Genomic DNA, 14,321 nt, shown 5'->3' with positions numbered 1-14,321 from the left:
TTTTATTAGTATCAGTTGAATAACTGCTGGTGATAATACTCATGGAAGATGACATTTCTGTGACTTCCATGAGTATTTTTTCGAACGACTTCTTCTTAGTCTTTATTAGCTAGGGTGCTATTAAAGGCTTTTATTCTGAGCTGCAAGGAGTTCAGCTTTATGTTTGTTTTCGCTAAGCATGGTCAGAATAAGCAGAACTACGGCTAAGCAGCTACCGCCGATCATTACCATAAAGCCACCGTCCCAACCGAAATAGTCAACGGTATAACCTACGATAGCACTCGCCGCAACGGAGCCACCTAAGTAACCGAACAGACCGGTAAAGCCTGCGGCTGTACCTGCTGCTTTCTTAGGAGCCAGTTCCAGTGCGTGTAGACCAATCAGCATAACCGGACCATAGATCAGGAAGCCGATAATGATCATACAAGCCATATCGATGCCAGGGTTGCCAACCGGGTTCAGCCAGTAAACAACGGTTGCGATAGTAACCAGTACCATGAAGAACACGCCGGTTGCACCACGGTTGCCTTTAAATACTTTATCGGACATCCAGCCGCAAAGTAAGGTACCCGGGATACCCGCATATTCATACAGGAAGTAAGCGTAAGACGATTTATCCAAAGAGAAGTGTTTGACTTCTTTCAGGTAAGTCGGTGACCAGTCCAGAATGCCGTAACGCAGTAAATATACGAATACGTTAGCAATGGCGATGTACCAAAGTAATTTGTTAGGTAAAACGTACTGCATAAAGATTTGTTTTGCAGTCAGTTCTTCTTCAGCTTCTTCGGTGTAATCCGGTGGATAGTCATCTTTATACTCTTCGATAGACGGTAGACCACATGATTGTGGTGTATCGCGCATCAGAGCAAAAGCGATAAGGGCGATGACGATCGCTGCCAGTGCTGGCATATAGAACGCTGCTTTCCAGTCGTTGAACCATGCCATACCCAGCAGGAACAGTAACGGAGGAAGACCACCGCCGACGTTATGAGCACAGTTCCAGATTGAAACGATACCGCCACGTTCTTTTTGCGACCACCAGTGAACCATAGTACGTCCGCACGGAGGCCAGCCCATACCTTGGAACCAACCACAAACGAACAGCAATACGAACATGATTGCGATGCTGGATGTTGCCCATGGAACGAAGCCCATAAATAACATAACCAGCGCTGCGAGTATCAAGCCGGCAGGCAAGAATACTCTAGGATTTGAGCGGTCAGAGACCGAACCCATAATGAACTTTGAAAAGCCATAGGCGATAGAAATACCTGATAGCGCAAAGCCTAAGTCACCTCGGGAAAAACCTTGCTCAACTAAATATGGCATCGCCAAAGCAAAGTTTTTACGCACTAAATAATAAGCTGCGTAACCGAAGAAGATACCCATGAAGATTTGCCACCTGAGCTTACGATAGGTGGGATCGATCTTATCCTTTGGGAGCCGCGCGGTATGTGGCGCGGGTTTAAACATACTTATCATGGTGCCTCCACTGGCTATGATTCATCTCGAAATTTTCGTATAAGTATAGTATTACGGGTGAGTTACCTTGCGGGTGCTCATATTATTTTCTTTATCGCTCACTATATTATCTTATTATGTGCGGATGATATGTGACCTGACGCTGATTATAGGATCCTGATACTATATACGGCGCGGAATGTAGCATTATTTTAACTTTAATGGGTGTTAATTTACATTACGTGTGTGACTAACATCACATAAATGTTCTTTTGTGAGCGTTTGATGTTTATATTTGCTCGAACTTGCTCATTATCAAACAAATCAACTTGAAAATATGCCTTAATAGGGTCATAAATCAGGTTATGAATTTGACAGATAAAGGCGGGAACCATTTATGATGAACACTCTTCCCTCAACTGAAACGGATGTCATCATTATTGGTGGCGGAGCTACCGGTGCCGGAGTGGCACGGGACTGTGCTCGTCGAGGATTACGCACCGTTCTGCTCGAGCGTTTTGATATAGCTACCGGTGCGACCGGCCGTAACCACGGTTTACTCCACAGCGGTGCACGATACGCCGTGACCGATGCGGAATCGGCCCGCGAATGTATTGAAGAAAATAAAATTCTAAAACGAATTGCCCGCCACTGTGTTGAACCCACCGACGGGCTGTTCCTGACCTTACCTGAAGATGATATCTCCTTTCAGGCTAAGTTTATTCAAGCCTGCCAAGAGGCGGGTATTGATGCTCAGGCATTAGATCCAAGAGAAGCTCTGCGCCTTGAACCTTCAGCCAACCCGGCGATGTTGGGGGCTGTCAGAGTACCCGACGGCACCGTTGACCCTTTCCGTTTAACGGCTGCAAATATGCTGGATGCCAGAGAACATGGCGCTCAGGTACTGACTTACCATGAAGTAATCGGTCTATTGCGTCAGAACGACCGCGTTACCGGCGTAAAAGTCTATGACCATTATAAGAAAGAAACCCGTGAGATTTACGCTTCTTTGGTGGTGAATGCCGGGGGAATCTGGGGGCAGAATATTGCCGAGTATGCCGATCTGCGCGTACGCATGTTCCCGGCTAAAGGTGCGCTGCTGATTATGGGGCATCGCATTAATAATATGGTTATTAACCGCTGTCGTAAGCCAGCGGATGCGGATATTCTGGTCCCCGGCGATACTATTTCTTTAATTGGTACTACTTCAACCCGAATTCCATACGATCAGATCGACAACATGATAGTCACGCCGGAAGAGGTGGACGTTTTAATTCGTGAAGGTGCAAAACTCTCTCCGCGATTAGCTAAAACGCGTATTTTGCGCGCTTACGCAGGTGTTCGCCCATTGGTTGCCAGCGATGATGATCCGTCAGGTCGTAACGTAAGCCGTGGTATTGTTCTGCTGGACCATGCGGTGCGTGATGGCCTTGAAGGTTTTGTTACTATTACTGGCGGTAAGTTAATGACTTATCGACTGATGGCTGAATGGGCGACAGATAAGGTCTGTGAGAAGTTAGGCCACAGCGCAAAATGTACTACGGCAGAGGAAGCCTTACCGGGTTCCCGACATTCCGCCGAAGAGACTCTACGTAAAGTGGTGTCGTTACCGTCAACGATTCGAGGCTCTGCCGTTTATCGTCACGGTGACCGAGCGACTCAGATGGTCGATAATGGCCGGTTAGATAATAGCTTAGTGTGCGAATGTGAGGCCGTGACTGCCGGAGAAGTGCGTTATGCCGTTGAATCATTAACGGTTAATAATCTTATCGATCTTCGTCGCCGTACTCGCGTTGGCATGGGGACCTGTCAGGGTGAACTTTGTGCCTGTCGTGCCGCCGGTTTGCTAAACCGTTTTAAAATTTCAACCCCTCAACAATCTCTGGTTCAGCTTTCTACTTTCCTGAATGAACGGTGGAAAGGTGTCAGACCTATCGCCTGGGGCGATGCACTGAGAGAAAGTGAATTTACCAGTTGGGTTTATCTGGGGCTTTGTGGCTTAGAGGCGTCCTCCGGAGAGGAGAAAAATGATGAAATTTGATATCGCGATTATTGGTGGTGGTTTGGCCGGGCTAACCTGCGGTATTCGTTTGGCTGAGCAGGGCAAGCGTTGCGCTATTATCAGTGCCGGGCAGAGTGCTCTCCATTTCTCTTCAGGGTCGCTGGATTTCTTAAGCTACATGCCTGATGGCTCCGTAGTGAAAAATCCGCTGGATGCATTGGAAGATTTAGCTAAGCAGTCGCCGGAACATCCATATTCCCGGCTGGGTGCTGATTGCGTCAGTCAAATGGCGCAACAGGCTGAACGACTACTGATTAACTGCGGGCTAAGCTTCACCGGTAACGTTGCACAGAATCATATGCGTATGACACCTTTGGGAACCCAGCGCGCAACGTGGTTAAGTCCTACCGAAGTCCCTACTTCGACCATCGGTGAAGCGCTACCATGGAAACGCATTGCGATTATCGGAATTGAAGGGTTTCTTGATTTCCAGCCTCAGTTGGCCGCCGGTTCTTTAGAAGGCAAAGGCATTGAGGCGATCACTGATTATCTGCACGTTCCTGCGCTGGACCGCTTAAGAAATAACCCCAGTGAATTTCGGGCGACCAACATCTCTCGGGTACTGGACTTAGCTGAAAATACAGAGCTATTAGCCGACGAGCTTGTCCGTTTAGCTCAGGATGTTGACGCGGTAATTTTACCGGCCTGTATCGGTCTAGATAATCCGGATGCGGTTTCACTGCTATGTCGCCGGGTTGGTAAGCCAGTTATGCTGGTCCCTACATTACCGCCGTCTTTATTAGGTATTCGTATGCATCAGGCTTTACGCAGCCGTTTTCGCCAGCTTGGCGGGCAGTTTATGCCGGGCGATGCCGTATTACGTGCCGATCTTGACGGGGATAAAGTGAAAAAGATTTATACCCGTAATCACACAGATATTCCGGTCACTGCCGAGCAGGTGGTATTAGCCAGCGGTAGCTTCTTTAGTAACGGACTGGTGGCTGATTTCGATCGTACCTATGAGCCAATATTTGGTTTAGACATGATGACGGAATCTCAGCGTGCTGACTGGACTAAAGAGAGTATGTTTGCTTCTCAGCCTTATTTACGCTTTGGTGTAAAAACGGATAACCAACTGCGCGCTATGATTGACGGTAAATCTATCTCAAATCTTTTTGCTATCGGCGCGGTATTAGGGGGTTATGACCCGCTACAGCAAGGCTGTGGGGCCGGTGTTTCACTGGTTAGTGCTCAGTACGTAGCCGAACAAATTCTGGCAATGTCGGAGGTAACAGCATGAGCCTGATGACTGACAATAGCTTTGAAAGCTGCATTAAATGTACGGTGTGTACTACTTATTGCCCGGTAGCTAAGGTGAATCCGAACTACCCGGGGCCAAAACAAGCAGGCCCGGACGGAGAACGCCTGCGTTTAAAAGATCCGGCTCTGTTTGATGATGCCCTAAAATATTGTACTAACTGTAAACGCTGTGAAGTTGCTTGCCCGTCTGATGTGAAGATTGGCGATATTATCCAACGTGCCAGAATTACTTATAGCAAGCCAAAGTTCAAACTGCGCGATGCCATTCTCAGTAATACCGATCTGATGGGAACGCTTTCTACCCCGTTTGCACCCATTGTTAATGCGACCGTTGGGCTGAAGCCCGTTAAACGCTTACTCGATAGTGCATTAAAGATTGATCATCGTCGCCAGTTGCCAAAATATTCTCACGGGACTTTCCGTGGCTGGTACCGTAAGCAGGCAGAAGAGCAGAAAAAATTTGACGAGCAGATCGCCTTCTTCCACGGATGTTTCGTTAACTATAACGATCCGCAATTAGGTAAAGATCTGGTCAGCGTATTTAACGCCATGGGTATTGGCGTTCAGCTATTGAAAAAAGAGAAATGCTGTGGCGTTCCGCTGATTGCTAACGGCTTTATCGATCAGGCTAAGAAGCAGGCTCGGGTCAATGCGGACTCATTGGTCGATGCGGTTATTGGTAAGGGAATTCCGGTTGTAGCCACTTCTTCAACCTGTACCTTTACCCTGAGAGATGAGTATCCTCATCTGCTGGGCATTGATACCACTCCGGTACGCGAGCAGGTTGAGCTGGCAACTCGCTATTTATACCGCTTACTGTCTGAAGGCCGGGAGCTTAAGCTGAAAAATACGCCAATGCGTATTGCTTACCATACGCCTTGCCATATGGAAAAAATGGGTTGGACTGCCTATACCCTTGCGCTGCTGGAACGTATTCCGGGCGTTGAGTTAGTGGTGCTGGAGTCGCAGTGCTGTGGTATTGCAGGAACTTACGGCTTTAAGAAAGAGAACTATGAAACCTCTCAAGGTATTGGCGCTTCACTATTTCGCCAAATAGAAGAGAGCGGCGTTGATTTTGTAGTCACTGACTGCGAAACCTGTAAATGGCAAATTGAGATGTCGACCACCAAGCGTTGTGAACATCCGATTAGTTTACTGGCCAAGGCACTAGCATAGGTTAGAACGATACACATTAAGACCAAACAAAAGGGCTACTGATTAAGTAGCCCTTTTACATCAGCCCGAACAGCAACGTTCAAAATTAAGGATTAATCTTAATTGAGTCGATAAAGGTTTGAACCGCTTTCTCGCCTTCAGCCTGCCGATCGGCCGGGAAGGTAATCTGCATAGTCAGTAACTGTTGGTCAATTTGAGTTAGCAGCGTTGATGAGTAGTTTCTTTTACCGTCGATGCGGATAAGCGTATCAAGGCGCTGTAAGGTTTGGTTTCCGGCTGAAACGCCTTTCTTAGTCAATACGGTCATTTCGGTATCACGCATTTTTTGCTGAGATTCCATACGACTAATCAGGTTCTCCAGCGAATCTCCCGGCATTGAACTGCTGATAACAATCAGCATCTTTTGGGCTGAGTTATCCGCATAGACTGCCATATTGCTGGTTTGCGAGGTATTGCTACCGTTCTGATCTTGCAGGCCCTCAGGAATGGTAAAGCTGACTTTTCCACCCAGCACCGTGGTTTGCTCACCAGATTGTGTAGCAGATGTATTACTTCCCGTAGGTGCCGGCTGATCTTTGCTGCCATCACAAGCGGCAAGGCTAACGGCAAATAAACAGAGACCTACAATTTTCACTAACTTCTGCATGGTACTTCCTTAAGTTTATGCGTAAATATCTTAACGGCTGTGCGTCACAGGCTTAAAAATATCACTGTTGCCGGTTTTTCGCCAAATCTGTTTTTCGCGAAGCCTATAGTTGGGCTACCGCTTTTTTATCCGTGTCGGAACCTGTTTGAGGCTGCTGCGAAACATTAATCTGGACCAGTCGCTTCAACAACACATTCAGCAATATTCCGTACATAGGCAGGAAGAACAGGGCGCAAATAATCAGTTTAAATACGTAATCTACCAGCGCAATTTCAACCCAGTTCTCGGCCATAAAGGTATTGGTACTGCGATAAAATGCAATCGAGAAGAAGGCTATCGTATCACTGAGGTTGCCAAATACTGCAGATATGCTGGGGGCAATCCACCAGGTTTTCATCTGCCGGAATCGGTTGAAAACGTAGATATCCAGAATTTGTCCCAGTACATAGGCCATAAAGCTGGCAACAGCGATGCGGGCCACGACCAGATTAAAGCTATAGATAGACTGGTAGCCTTGCCATGAACCGTCATAGAAGAGGGTTGAAAGCAGATATGAAATAGCTAACGCCGGGATCATCACGACAAGAATGATTCTGCGGGCCAGAGGCGCACCGAAAACCCGGACCGTAAGATCGGTTGTCAGGAAGATAAACGGAAAGGTAAATGCGCCCCAAGTGGTATGGAAGCCAAAGATACTAATAGGTAACTGGACCAGATAGTTGCTGGAAGCAATAATCAGTATGTGAAAAAATGCTAACCATAACAGCGCCTTTAAACGCTGTTGAGAAGAGAACTCAAACATGTCATTAACCTTTTTAATGAGTATTAACACTCTGTTGGGGTGAGGGAACCCAACCTTTGCCATGGGCGCACTATTGCGCGAGAAGGGGATCATACTCAGTTGTGGTGTGATTGCAATGTGATATTGCAGAGTTTCTGGGCTGATTAGCCCTTGATAAGGATTAGATCTTTGAGGCGATTGGGAAAATACCTTTAAGAACGTTTTCCTCTAATAATATCCAGCATACCTTCCGCTGAGCGCTGTGTGGCAAGAGTGATGTTTGCCACTGATGGTCTATCGTATTAAACTATTGCGGTTAATTGCCAGATCGACCTGAGAACCCAATGACTGATTTATTTTCTAACCCGGATAAGACTCTGGATGCCTTAGGGTTACGCTGCCCTGAGCCCGTGATGATGGTCCGTAAAACAGTGCGCCATATGGATGCCGGCCAAACGCTATTAATTGTGGCTGACGATCCGGCAACCACGCGTGATATTCCGGGATTCTGCCGTTTTATGGACCATGAACTGCTAACATCAGAAACCGAACAGCTGCCCTATCGTTACCTTATTCGTAAAGGTCCTGAATAACGCATCCCGCACCTACCCGGTGACAGCGCGGGATAAATCATATTGTGTTATCGCTTAGATATGCAACGACCGCACGATCATAAAGTGGCCAAGGAAGTAACAAACCGCAATTATTCCGTTGGCGGCTTTAAATGAAATCCGGTATCTGTTAGTCAGCCAGATAATATTAGCTATCAGTAAGAGTATACTCCCTGCCAACTGGCTAAAGCTCATATCGCCCGGCTGAGTAAGGTAGCTTTCAGCGGCAACCCATACCATTAATAACGTGACTGCAATATATGTTGCAACCGGCCAGCGCATGTCTTCTAGCTGATTCCATAGCAATAAAACAATGGCAACCCCCACGGCAAACAGAACGAGAATCAGCGGCCAGTAAAAGCTTAATTTAAGCGGATTAGCAAAATACAGGGTATACAACAGGTGAGAAATAAATAGGGCACCGATGGTATACAGCATGCGTTCAGTCGGGAGCATCTGAATAATGTCAGCAACCAGACTGGCTAATAGGCCAAATAAGATCAGGTAGCTGAAGGTGGTCATCTCCGGTCCCTGCCATGCCCAGAGCAAAAGCAGTAGCATAGTGATAGGCTTAAAAATCCAGCCTTGCCACTTAGGTCCGCGATAAGCGGCATCAACGTATATCCAGCCAGAAAAAATCACTGCTAAAAAAGGCCAACTCATAAATATATCCTTAATTGGCATTGTTAATGGCAACGTTAGTCGAGAAGCGGTGAGATGTTATTGTTTCTGCTTTCGCTGCCAGGCCAATAGTTCAAAGACGCCAAACACAAAGATGCGGAATTCTTGCCATCCGCTTATTTTTTCGCCGTCCTTAGGCAAGGTGGTTTTTAGCATGATCAACTGTAGTCCATGCATAAAGAACATAAATGCCATCGCCACATGCATAAAATATTTTAGCGGGCTGGGAAATGGCTGAAAGAGATTAAGCAATAGTATTCCCCAAACCCCAAGCATTAACAGGCGACCCAGATTAATAAATAGTGTTTTAATCATTTCCCTGCTCCTGCTTGTTTAACTGACGATGATAAAGCCGGTACGCAACCTGACCGGCCGTTTTTTCTCGATGAAGCTGCCAACTTGCCGGTACATCGACGGCAGAATGCTCTATTTCTGCTTCGACATAAATCCATGCTTCATCTGCCAGCCAGCCCTGCTGTTCAAGTAACCGGAAGGTTTCGGCTAATAAACCGCAGCGAAACGGCGGGTCGAGAAATACAACATCAAAGGGCGTTCCGGGTTGAGCCAACCAGTTCAAGGCATTAGCATTGACGATCTGTCCTTTATCTGAGTTTAACAGCGCCAGATTTTTTTGAAGCTGTTGAGCGATATTTCTTTCTGATTCCAATAACACTGCTTTGCCCGCATAACGGGAAAGGGCTTCAAAACCTAAGGCTCCGCTACCCGCGAAGCAATCAAGACACCGGGCATCGTGTAGCACCGGTGCTATCCAGTTAAATAAAGTTTCTCGTACCCGATCGGTAGTTGGACGTAATCCGGGACTATCCGGTACAGGAAGTTTTCGTCCCCGCCATAGACCACCGATAATTCGTATCTGGCCGGCTTTTTGCTGTTGTGGTTTCTTGCTCATACGCTGTGTTATGCACCGACGGCCTGTTAAATATAACTGCCATTATAGACAGAGGCTGAATATTTGAGAATGCGCTTTATTGAGTATCGCATTCAGACTTGAATTGATGCACACATTTTGGGCTACTAATGGCCGTTTCATGCGAATTTAAAGTTTATCTCATTGAATGCGTATGGATTGAATGATTTTAATCTGACGGATGTTAAAATAGCGGCATAAGCAGATATTCGTGATTGATATTCGCTCATCGGGCGAATTGTAGGTCTTCCATATCTATCTTTCCTTGATGAGTGTTAGACTTAATTCAGCTACAGCGTGCGTAACACTAGGGTGGAGGTTGTTTTTACAACATGGCAAAAGATAAAAAACGCGGTTTTTTTTCCTGGTTAGGCCTTAATCGTCAGGATGATGAGCTTAAGCAAAACGAAGAATTACAACAAGATGCAGAGCAACTCAATGATGAGGCAGCACAAGTATTGTCTCAAGCTGATGAGCAGCAGGTTATTTCTGCTGAGCAGGTCGAGGCTGAACAACCGAAATCTGATGAAATCTCACCTCACTCGGTCGCTGTGCCATTAGAAACAGACGTGGTTGATATTCAGACGGCTCCGGCTGAATTTGAAGATGAAGTTGAGCCAATTACAGACATCACTCCGGAATTAAATCTGGAACAAACGGCCGAGGCCAATTCTCCCGTTGAAGTTTACGACCAGCCGTTAACCCCGTTGGTAGAACCTCAGACCGAAACTTTTCAGATTATCGAGTCACGATCAGAGACCACAGATACCGGCTCAATAACGGCCTCTGATGATGAAGTTGAAACGGCGCTGGCTGAGAACGCGAAAGCGCAATACGACGATATCGATATTGCTGATGAGCCGGATCTGGGCTCTGAGATAGAAGATGCTCTGGAATCAGAATTCGATGAGCCAGAAGAAGCGCTAAATTCGCCTGACTCAGATGAGCAACAAGAGCAAGAGCGGCCAACCAAAGAGGGTTTCTTTGCCCGTTTAAAGCGCAGCCTGCTAAGAACTAAAGAGAATCTGGGCTCCGGTTTTATTGGCCTGTTCCGTGGTAAACGTATTGACGATGAGTTGTTCGAAGAGCTGGAAGAGCAGCTCTTGATTGCCGATGTCGGTGTCAGCACCACCAGTAAAATCATTACTTCCCTGACCCAGCATGCAACTCGCAAAGATTTAAAAGACGCAGAAGCGTTGTATGGAAAGCTGAAAGAAGAGATGAGTGAGATCTTAGATAAGGTCGATATTCCTCTTGATGTAACCGGACATAAACCTTTTGTCATTTTAATGGTAGGTGTAAACGGAGTGGGTAAGACCACAACTATCGGTAAGATGGCGCGCCAGTTTCAGGCAGAAGGTAAGTCGGTCATGTTAGCCGCAGGTGATACCTTCCGTGCTGCAGCCGTTGAGCAGCTACAGGTTTGGGGGCAACGCAATAAGATCCCGGTTATCGCTCAGCATACCGGGGCAGACTCCGCCTCGGTTATTTTTGATGCCATTCAGGCCGCCCAGTCTCGAGGCGTTGATGTACTTATTGCTGATACCGCTGGCCGGTTACAGAATAAGTCTCACCTGATGGAAGAGCTGAAGAAAATTGTTCGGGTAATGAAAAAACTGGATGAGAATGCGCCCCATGAAGTGATGCTGACTATCGATGCCAGTACCGGCCAAAATGCCATCAGCCAGACTAAACTGTTTACTGAAGCTATCGGATTAACCGGCATCACGTTAACCAAACTCGATGGCACGGCAAAAGGCGGAGTTATCTTCTCCGTTGCCGATCAGTTTGGTATTCCTATCCGTTATATCGGGGTAGGCGAAGGTATTGAGGATTTACGTCCTTTCAAAGCTAATGATTTTATTGAGGCACTTTTTGCCCGAGAGGATTAAAACGATGATTCGTTTTGAACAGGTCAGCAAAGCTTATTTAGGTGGACAGCAAGCGCTGCAGGGCGTGAATTTTCACCTGCAGCAGGCTGAAATGGCATTTTTGACCGGCCATTCCGGAGCAGGGAAAAGTACTCTGCTCAAGCTGATTTGTGGCATTGAGCGACCGAGCGCCGGTCATATTTGGTTTTCCGGCCATGATGTAAGCCGTTTGAAACATGCAGAAGTTCCTTTTCTGCGTCGCCAGATAGGCATGATTTTTCAGGATCATAATTTACTTCCCGACCGTACGGCCTATGACAATGTGTCATTACCGCTAATTATTAGCGGAGCCAGCCCGGAAGAGATTCGCCGTCGGGCTTCAGCAGCACTCGATAAAGTAGGCCTGTTGGATAAGGCTAAATGCCTACCTATTCAGCTTTCCGGCGGGGAGCAACAGCGAGTCGGAATAGCCCGTGCGGTGGTTAATAAACCCGCGGTGTTGCTAGCCGATGAGCCTACCGGTAATTTAGATAATGAGCTGTCTGCCGGTATTCTACGGCTGTTTGAAGAGTTTAATCGGGCGGGAGTGACAGTGCTAATGGCAACCCATGATACCGGGTTGATCGCCAGCCGTTCCTATCGGGTACTGACCCTATCTCAGGGCCGCCTGAGCGGAGGTGATAGCTATGCGGGCTAATCAACCTAAAGCCAAACCTAAGGCGCAAAAAACGACCCGAAATACCGGCGGATGGCGTGAGCAGTGGCGTTATGCTTGGAATAACACCTTTCTTGATATGATGCGCCAGCCATTGGCTACTTTTCTGACCGTGATGGTGATTGCCATCTCTATTACGTTACCCAGCCTGTGTTATTTAGTCTGGAAAAACGTTAATCACGCTGCGAATCAATGGTATCCGACTCCACAAATTACCGTTTATCTGGATAAAAAAGTCAGTGATGAGGCGGCAAGCGGATTAGTGAGTCAGCTTCAGGCCTTAGACGGCGTTGAAAATGTAAATTATATCTCTCGGGATAACGCATTAAGTGAATTCCGCGAATGGTCAGGATTTGGTTCAGCGCTGGATATGCTAAGTGATAATCCGTTACCGGCACTGGCAATTGTGACACCTAAAACTGATTTTCTGGATTCTGACAAACGGGTTACTTTGCGCGAAGGCATTCGCAATCTTCAGGGTGTTAGCGATGTTAAAACGGATGATAGCTGGTTTTCACGGCTTTCGGCGTTAACCAAACTCGTGGGTAATATTTCCGGTACTATTGCTGTATTGATGATTATCGCGGTCTTCTTAGTGATTGGTAACAGCGTCAGGCTGAATATTTTCAGTCGCCGGGAAACCATCAGCATCATGAAGCTGATTGGTGCCACCGATGGTTTTATTTTACGGCCTTTCTTGAATGGCGGCATGCTGCTTGGGTTATTTGGTGCACTATTCTCGTTGATTATGTCTCAGGCTTTAGTGTGGAAACTGGATTCTAGCGTGGCTGAAACGGCTAAAGTGTTCGGTACCCTGTTCTCGGTCACCGGTCTGAGCTGGGATGAGAGCCTGTTAGTGCTGGTGGTTTCAGCCATGATTGGCTGGATTGCTGCTTGGTTAGCAACGGTCAGACATTTACGTCAATTTACACCAAGGTAGTTTAATTTTTGATATACTCATAGGCTTGAATAAACGAATTTGTGCGTTAAAATATTGGCCAGTTTCCCGATAGGGGAAACCGGTGCAACATCCGCGATAATGATGTGAAAATTTGATTCAGATTCGAACTTGTATCTAGATTTAGGGTCTAAACCACGAATAATCAATAGCGATAACCCTATATTTTTGGTCGAAGAAGATCGCTGGCCAAACGGTTCTAAAATACACGATTTCATCTGTTTCTAAATGAGAGGGTTTGAATGACTACAGAAATGCAAACTTTAGCTCTGGTTCCCCAAGGTAGCTTGGAGGCCTATATCAGGGCTGCCAATACCTATCCAATGTTAACGGCGGATGAGGAGAAAGACCTGGCTGAACGGCTGCATTATAACGGCGATTTGGCGGCAGCGAAGAAGTTGATCCTGTCCCATTTGCGTTTTGTTATTCACGTTGCTCGTAACTATTCTGGCTATGGTTTACCGCAGGCTGATTTAATTCAGGAAGGTAATATCGGTCTGATGAAAGCCGTTCGCCGTTTTAATCCGGAAGTGGGTGTGCGTCTGGTCTCTTTTGCCGTTCACTGGATTAAGGCTGAAATTCACGAGTATGTGCTGCGTAACTGGCGTATCGTTAAAGTCGCGACCACTAAAGCTCAGCGCAAGTTATTCTTTAACCTGCGTAAATCTAAACAGCGTTTAGGCTGGTTTAATCAAGATGAAGTTGAATTAGTTGCCAAAGAGCTGGGGGTTTCAAGTAAAGATGTACTTGAAATGGAGTCCCGCATGGCGGCTCAGGATATGGCTTTTGATATCAGCGCTGATGATGACAGCGAGAGCAGCGTTGTGGCTCCGGCAATGTTCCTTGAAGATAAGTCCTCTGACTTTGCTGAAAGCATTGAAGAAGAAAACTGGGACAACGATGCCGCAGATAAGCTGACTAACGCGTTAAGCGAGTTAGATGAGCGTAGCCAACATATAATTCGCGCCCGTTGGTTAAGTGATGATGAGTCTAAGGCAACGCTTCAGGAACTGGCCGATAACTACGGGGTTTCTGCTGAGCGGGTTCGTCAGCTTGAAAAGAACGCGATGAAAAAACTGCGCGTAGCGATTGAAGCTTAATTTGCTTTTACGCTGAATTGTTTAATTAATGAAAAAGGTGGCTATTACAGCCACCTTTTTTTATGCCAGTT

14 protein-coding genes are annotated in these 14,321 nt (G+C 46.7%); 8 read left to right on the top strand and 6 right to left on the bottom strand.

The genetic code is table 11. The features are described from left to right. Positions 1 to 120 precede the first annotated feature (120 nt). Positions 121 to 1,482, bottom strand: coding sequence for a glycerol-3-phosphate transporter (gene glpT, locus YWE_RS0107125; protein WP_029093905.1), 1,362 nt, complete (start codon positions 1,480 to 1,482; stop codon positions 121 to 123). 376 nt (positions 1,483 to 1,858) lie between these two features. Between glpT and glpA the strand changes: the two genes are divergently transcribed. From glpA to glpC, 3 genes are read left to right on the top strand one after another with little or no spacing between them, the layout of a single operon-like run. Continuing rightward, on the top strand, positions 1,859 to 3,502 hold the full coding sequence (gene glpA, locus YWE_RS0107115) for an anaerobic glycerol-3-phosphate dehydrogenase subunit A (RefSeq protein WP_029093904.1): 1,644 nt from the start codon (positions 1,859 to 1,861) through the stop codon (positions 3,500 to 3,502). Further along, on the top strand, positions 3,492 to 4,763 hold the full coding sequence (gene glpB / locus YWE_RS0107110; RefSeq protein WP_029093903.1) for a glycerol-3-phosphate dehydrogenase subunit GlpB: 1,272 nt from the start codon (positions 3,492 to 3,494) through the stop codon (positions 4,761 to 4,763). Before glpA ends, glpB begins: the two co-directional genes overlap by 11 nt. Continuing rightward, positions 4,760 to 5,959, top strand: coding sequence for an anaerobic glycerol-3-phosphate dehydrogenase subunit GlpC (gene glpC / locus YWE_RS0107105; RefSeq protein WP_029093902.1), 1,200 nt, complete (start codon positions 4,760 to 4,762; stop codon positions 5,957 to 5,959). Before glpB ends, glpC begins: the two co-directional genes overlap by 4 nt. Before the next feature lie 85 nt (positions 5,960 to 6,044). Here the strand turns inward: glpC and YWE_RS0107100 are convergent, their stop codons facing one another. Together YWE_RS0107100 and YWE_RS26850 are read right to left on the bottom strand one after the other, a co-directional pair. Further along, positions 6,045 to 6,605, bottom strand: a complete 561-nt coding sequence (locus YWE_RS0107100) for a DcrB-related protein (protein WP_029093901.1) — start codon at positions 6,603 to 6,605, stop codon at positions 6,045 to 6,047. A gap of 103 nt (positions 6,606 to 6,708) precedes the next feature. After that, on the bottom strand, positions 6,709 to 7,407 hold the full coding sequence (locus tag YWE_RS26850; protein WP_051323240.1) for a 7-cyano-7-deazaguanine/7-aminomethyl-7-deazaguanine transporter: 699 nt from the start codon (positions 7,405 to 7,407) through the stop codon (positions 6,709 to 6,711). A 323-nt stretch (positions 7,408 to 7,730) separates the two neighbouring features. Here YWE_RS26850 and tusA point away from each other — a divergent pair, with 323 nt between their 5' ends. Beyond that, on the top strand, positions 7,731 to 7,979 hold the full coding sequence (gene tusA / locus YWE_RS0107090) for a sulfurtransferase TusA (protein WP_029093900.1): 249 nt from the start codon (positions 7,731 to 7,733) through the stop codon (positions 7,977 to 7,979). Between the two features lie 54 nt (positions 7,980 to 8,033). Here the strand turns inward: tusA and YWE_RS0107085 are convergent, their stop codons facing one another. From YWE_RS0107085 to rsmD, 3 genes are read right to left on the bottom strand one after another with little or no spacing between them, the layout of a single operon-like run. Continuing rightward, positions 8,034 to 8,660, bottom strand: coding sequence for a lysoplasmalogenase (locus tag YWE_RS0107085; RefSeq protein ID WP_029093899.1), 627 nt, complete (start codon positions 8,658 to 8,660; stop codon positions 8,034 to 8,036). Between the two features lie 57 nt (positions 8,661 to 8,717). After that, positions 8,718 to 8,993 (bottom strand): DUF1145 family protein, encoded by a 276-nt coding sequence (locus YWE_RS0107080; RefSeq protein ID WP_036015400.1) that lies wholly within the window; start codon positions 8,991 to 8,993, stop codon positions 8,718 to 8,720. After that, positions 8,986 to 9,588, bottom strand: coding sequence for a 16S rRNA (guanine(966)-N(2))-methyltransferase (gene rsmD / locus YWE_RS0107075; RefSeq protein WP_029093897.1), 603 nt, complete (start codon positions 9,586 to 9,588; stop codon positions 8,986 to 8,988). The genes YWE_RS0107080 and rsmD overlap by 8 nt, the downstream gene beginning before the upstream one ends. 350 nt (positions 9,589 to 9,938) lie before the next feature. On the opposite strand from rsmD, the gene ftsY reads away from it, so the two are divergent. From ftsY to rpoH, 4 genes are all read left to right on the top strand, one after another. Then, a complete protein-coding gene (gene ftsY, locus YWE_RS0107070; RefSeq protein WP_029093896.1) occupies positions 9,939 to 11,498 on the top strand; it encodes a signal recognition particle-docking protein FtsY in 1,560 nt (519 codons plus the stop codon). Positions 11,499 to 11,502: 4 nt separating this feature from the next. Beyond that, on the top strand, positions 11,503 to 12,174 hold the full coding sequence (ftsE, locus tag YWE_RS0107065) for a cell division ATP-binding protein FtsE (RefSeq protein ID WP_029093895.1): 672 nt from the start codon (positions 11,503 to 11,505) through the stop codon (positions 12,172 to 12,174). Then, positions 12,164 to 13,132: a permease-like cell division protein FtsX gene (gene ftsX / locus YWE_RS0107060; RefSeq protein ID WP_029093894.1), complete on the top strand. Its 969-nt coding sequence runs from the start codon at positions 12,164 to 12,166 to the stop codon at positions 13,130 to 13,132. The genes ftsE and ftsX overlap by 11 nt, the downstream gene beginning before the upstream one ends. 260 nt (positions 13,133 to 13,392) lie before the next feature. After that, positions 13,393 to 14,250: an RNA polymerase sigma factor RpoH gene (gene rpoH, locus YWE_RS0107055; protein WP_029093893.1), complete on the top strand. Its 858-nt coding sequence runs from the start codon at positions 13,393 to 13,395 to the stop codon at positions 14,248 to 14,250. Positions 14,251 to 14,321: the final 71 nt, after the last annotated feature.

This window comes from Budvicia aquatica DSM 5075 = ATCC 35567, assembly GCF_000427805.1.
In the GTDB taxonomy this organism is placed as follows: domain Bacteria; phylum Pseudomonadota; class Gammaproteobacteria; order Enterobacterales; family Enterobacteriaceae; genus Budvicia; species Budvicia aquatica.
The sequence above is the reverse complement of the archived record's forward strand: the minus strand, read 5'-3'. Positions and strand labels throughout refer to the sequence as shown.

Excerpts from the sequence above, each read along its gene's own strand:
- glpT (WP_029093905.1), bottom strand. The coding sequence starts at position 1,482 with ATGATAAGTATGTTTAAACCCGCGCCACATACCGCGCGGCTCCCAAAG.
- glpA (WP_029093904.1), top strand. The coding sequence starts at position 1,859 with ATGATGAACACTCTTCCCTCAACTGAAACGGATGTCATCATTATTGGT.
- glpB (WP_029093903.1), top strand. The coding sequence starts at position 3,492 with ATGAAATTTGATATCGCGATTATTGGTGGTGGTTTGGCCGGGCTAACC.
- glpC (WP_029093902.1), top strand. The coding sequence starts at position 4,760 with ATGAGCCTGATGACTGACAATAGCTTTGAAAGCTGCATTAAATGTACG.
- YWE_RS0107100 (WP_029093901.1), bottom strand. The coding sequence starts at position 6,605 with ATGCAGAAGTTAGTGAAAATTGTAGGTCTCTGTTTATTTGCCGTTAGC.
- YWE_RS26850 (WP_051323240.1), bottom strand. The coding sequence starts at position 7,407 with ATGTTTGAGTTCTCTTCTCAACAGCGTTTAAAGGCGCTGTTATGGTTA.
- tusA (WP_029093900.1), top strand. The coding sequence starts at position 7,731 with ATGACTGATTTATTTTCTAACCCGGATAAGACTCTGGATGCCTTAGGG.
- YWE_RS0107085 (WP_029093899.1), bottom strand. The coding sequence starts at position 8,660 with ATGAGTTGGCCTTTTTTAGCAGTGATTTTTTCTGGCTGGATATACGTT.
- YWE_RS0107080 (WP_036015400.1), bottom strand. The coding sequence starts at position 8,993 with ATGATTAAAACACTATTTATTAATCTGGGTCGCCTGTTAATGCTTGGG.
- rsmD (WP_029093897.1), bottom strand. The coding sequence starts at position 9,588 with ATGAGCAAGAAACCACAACAGCAAAAAGCCGGCCAGATACGAATTATC.
- ftsY (WP_029093896.1), top strand. The coding sequence starts at position 9,939 with ATGGCAAAAGATAAAAAACGCGGTTTTTTTTCCTGGTTAGGCCTTAAT.
- ftsE (WP_029093895.1), top strand. The coding sequence starts at position 11,503 with ATGATTCGTTTTGAACAGGTCAGCAAAGCTTATTTAGGTGGACAGCAA.
- ftsX (WP_029093894.1), top strand. The coding sequence starts at position 12,164 with ATGCGGGCTAATCAACCTAAAGCCAAACCTAAGGCGCAAAAAACGACC.
- rpoH (WP_029093893.1), top strand. The coding sequence starts at position 13,393 with ATGACTACAGAAATGCAAACTTTAGCTCTGGTTCCCCAAGGTAGCTTG.